Raw genomic sequence first — 2,096 nt, 5'->3', positions numbered from 1 at the left:
GGCGTGCGCTGGCCATCACCGCGTAGATCGGCGCCGGCTGCGGGTCGACAAAGGCAGCGAGCACCGGAACCAGCCGCTGCTCGCGCACCAGCGGTTCGGCCACCGCCATGGCCAGCCGGCCGATGCCCAGGCCCTGCAGCACCATGTTGGCGGCCAGGCCGGTGTCGTTGGTGCGCCAGAAGCCGTCGGCCACCAGCTTGAGCGGATGGCCACCAATGATGAAAGGCCAGTGGTTCAGCTGCGGCGCCGCGGTGTTGGCAACCAGCCGGTGGCGGTGCAGTTCATCCGGGTGCTGCGGCAGGCCGGCGCTGTCGGCATAGACCGGTGACGCATACAGCGCTCGGCCCAGCGTGCCGATCTGGCGCGCGACCATCGTCTCGGGCAGCGTGGCGGCGGTGCGGATCGCGATGTCGATGCCGTCGCGCGCCATGTCGGCCAGCCGGTCGCTGACCTCCAGCTCGACCCGCAGCGCCGGGTGGCGCTCATTCAGCGCAGCCAGGCTGGGCAGCAGCAGGTACTGCGCGACCACCGTGCTGGCCGCCACGCGCACCAGCCCGCTGGCCTCGCGCGCCTGAACAGCGAACTCACCTTCCAGCGCTTCGAGCGTGCCTGCCAGGCGCTGGCAATAACCGAGAAAAGTCTCGCCCTCGGCCGTCAAGGCCAGGCCGTGGGTCGAGCGGTGAATCAGCCGTGCGCCGCAGGTCTTCTCGATCCGCGACAAGGCACGCGAAACCTGGCTCACCGGCACATCGCGCTCACGCGCCACGGCCGACAAGGTGCCCAGTGCAGCCACGCGGGCAAAAAGCTTCAGGTCGTCGAAGGCCAAGTCGTCCATCGCCGCGATGGTAGGCGGGCTCGGCGGGCGATCGGTGTTGCGGCGGCCGCAAAACGGCTTTGGCCGGCGTGCCGTTTCCGCCCCGAATCCCGCTGCCTAGAGTGCCCTCACCGACACGAACCGAGGCTTGCACCATGCGCAGCGACACACTCTTCCCCCGGCTGACCGCACCCGAACGCGCACGGCTGACTGCGCTGGCGCACGCCGAAGCGGCGCGGCTGCGGGCCCAAGCGATTCACGACGCCTGGTCGACGCTGTTCCGTGCGGCCTCATGGTTGGCCGCGGCCGGCTGGCGCCGGCGGCGCGCACTTTCGCCGTAGCTTTGTCGAGCGGGCCGGGTCCGGCGCCGCGCCCGCCGAACCGCTGGAGAATGGGGCATGGACAAACCCCACATACCCTGGCTGATCCTGGTCGCGGCATCGTGCGCCGCCGTCGGCGCTGCCAGGGCCGACGAGCCGCCCGTAGCCAAGCCGGGYCAGATGCTGCCGGCAACCTGCGAACGGCAGGAATATCCCGCCGCAGCAAGACGGGCCAACGCCGTGGGCACGACAAAGTTGAGCTTCCAGGTCGACACCGAAGGTGTCGCCAAAGCCATCGAGGTCACCGAGCCCAGCGGCTCGACGCCTGCCCACCAGTTGCTGGACGAGACTGCCATCCGCATGCTGAAGAGCTGCCACTTCGTGCCAGGCGCTGCTTCCGCCGCGGCGTCAGCGCCACGCTTCAAGGTCGAATACCTCTGGCGGCTCGAAGGGGTCACACCTCCAGTTTCAGCCGCCGCCAAGAGCCGCCAAGCCACCCTGACCGAAGCCGCCGAACGTGGCGACTTGGCGGCGGCGTACACCCTGGGCGGCATGTACCTGCGCGGCACCGAACTGCCGCGAGACGACACCAAGGCCTTGGCGCTGTTTCAGCAACTGGCAGATGCAGGCGACAGCCGCGGCCAGCGCGCCCTGGCCTGGATGCTGGAGAACGGTCGCGGGACGACGCGCGACGACGCCAAGGCGGCCCACTGGTATCGCCAGGCGGCCGACAAGGGTGACCCGGACGCCATGCTGCGTCTGGCCTATTTCTACCGCCGCGGCTGGGGCGGCCTGGCGAAGGACGTTCAGGAGGCACGGCGCCTGTACGAGCGCGCAGCCTTGCTGGGCAATCCCCTCGCATTGCATGAGTTGGGCGTGTACCACGCCAACGCCCCCGACAAGGACCGTCAGGTTCCGTTGGCGGCGACCTACTTTGCGATGGCATCGCGACTGGGCAATCT

At 69.5% G+C, this 2,096-nt stretch carries 3 protein-coding genes; 2 read left to right on the top strand and 1 reads right to left on the bottom strand.

The annotated features are described in order from the left end of the window. Positions 1–835, bottom strand: an 835-nt coding sequence (locus AC1DYI_RS33705; protein ID WP_477208461.1) for a LysR family transcriptional regulator, incomplete at its 3' end; no start/stop codon positions are given. 134 nt (positions 836–969) lie between these two features. Here AC1DYI_RS33705 and AC1DYI_RS33700 point away from each other — a divergent pair. Both AC1DYI_RS33700 and AC1DYI_RS33695 read left to right on the top strand, forming a co-directional pair. Next, the gene (locus AC1DYI_RS33700) at positions 970–1,155 is read left to right on the top strand and encodes a hypothetical protein (RefSeq protein ID WP_477208460.1); all 186 of its coding nucleotides are present in this window, start codon (positions 970–972) and stop codon (positions 1,153–1,155) included. Between the two features lie 57 nt (positions 1,156–1,212). Then, a partial coding sequence (locus AC1DYI_RS33695; RefSeq protein ID WP_477208459.1) for a TonB family protein occupies positions 1,213–2,096 on the top strand: 884 nt, incomplete at its 3' end.

Source organism: Ideonella sp. P3_A4 (assembly GCF_056403075.1).
This window is presented reverse-complemented; position numbering and strand designations above follow the sequence as displayed.

Coding starts and splice junctions, on each gene's coding strand:
- AC1DYI_RS33700 (WP_477208460.1), top strand. CDS start 970: ATGCGCAGCGACACACTCTTCCCCCGGCTGACCGCACCCGAACGCGCA.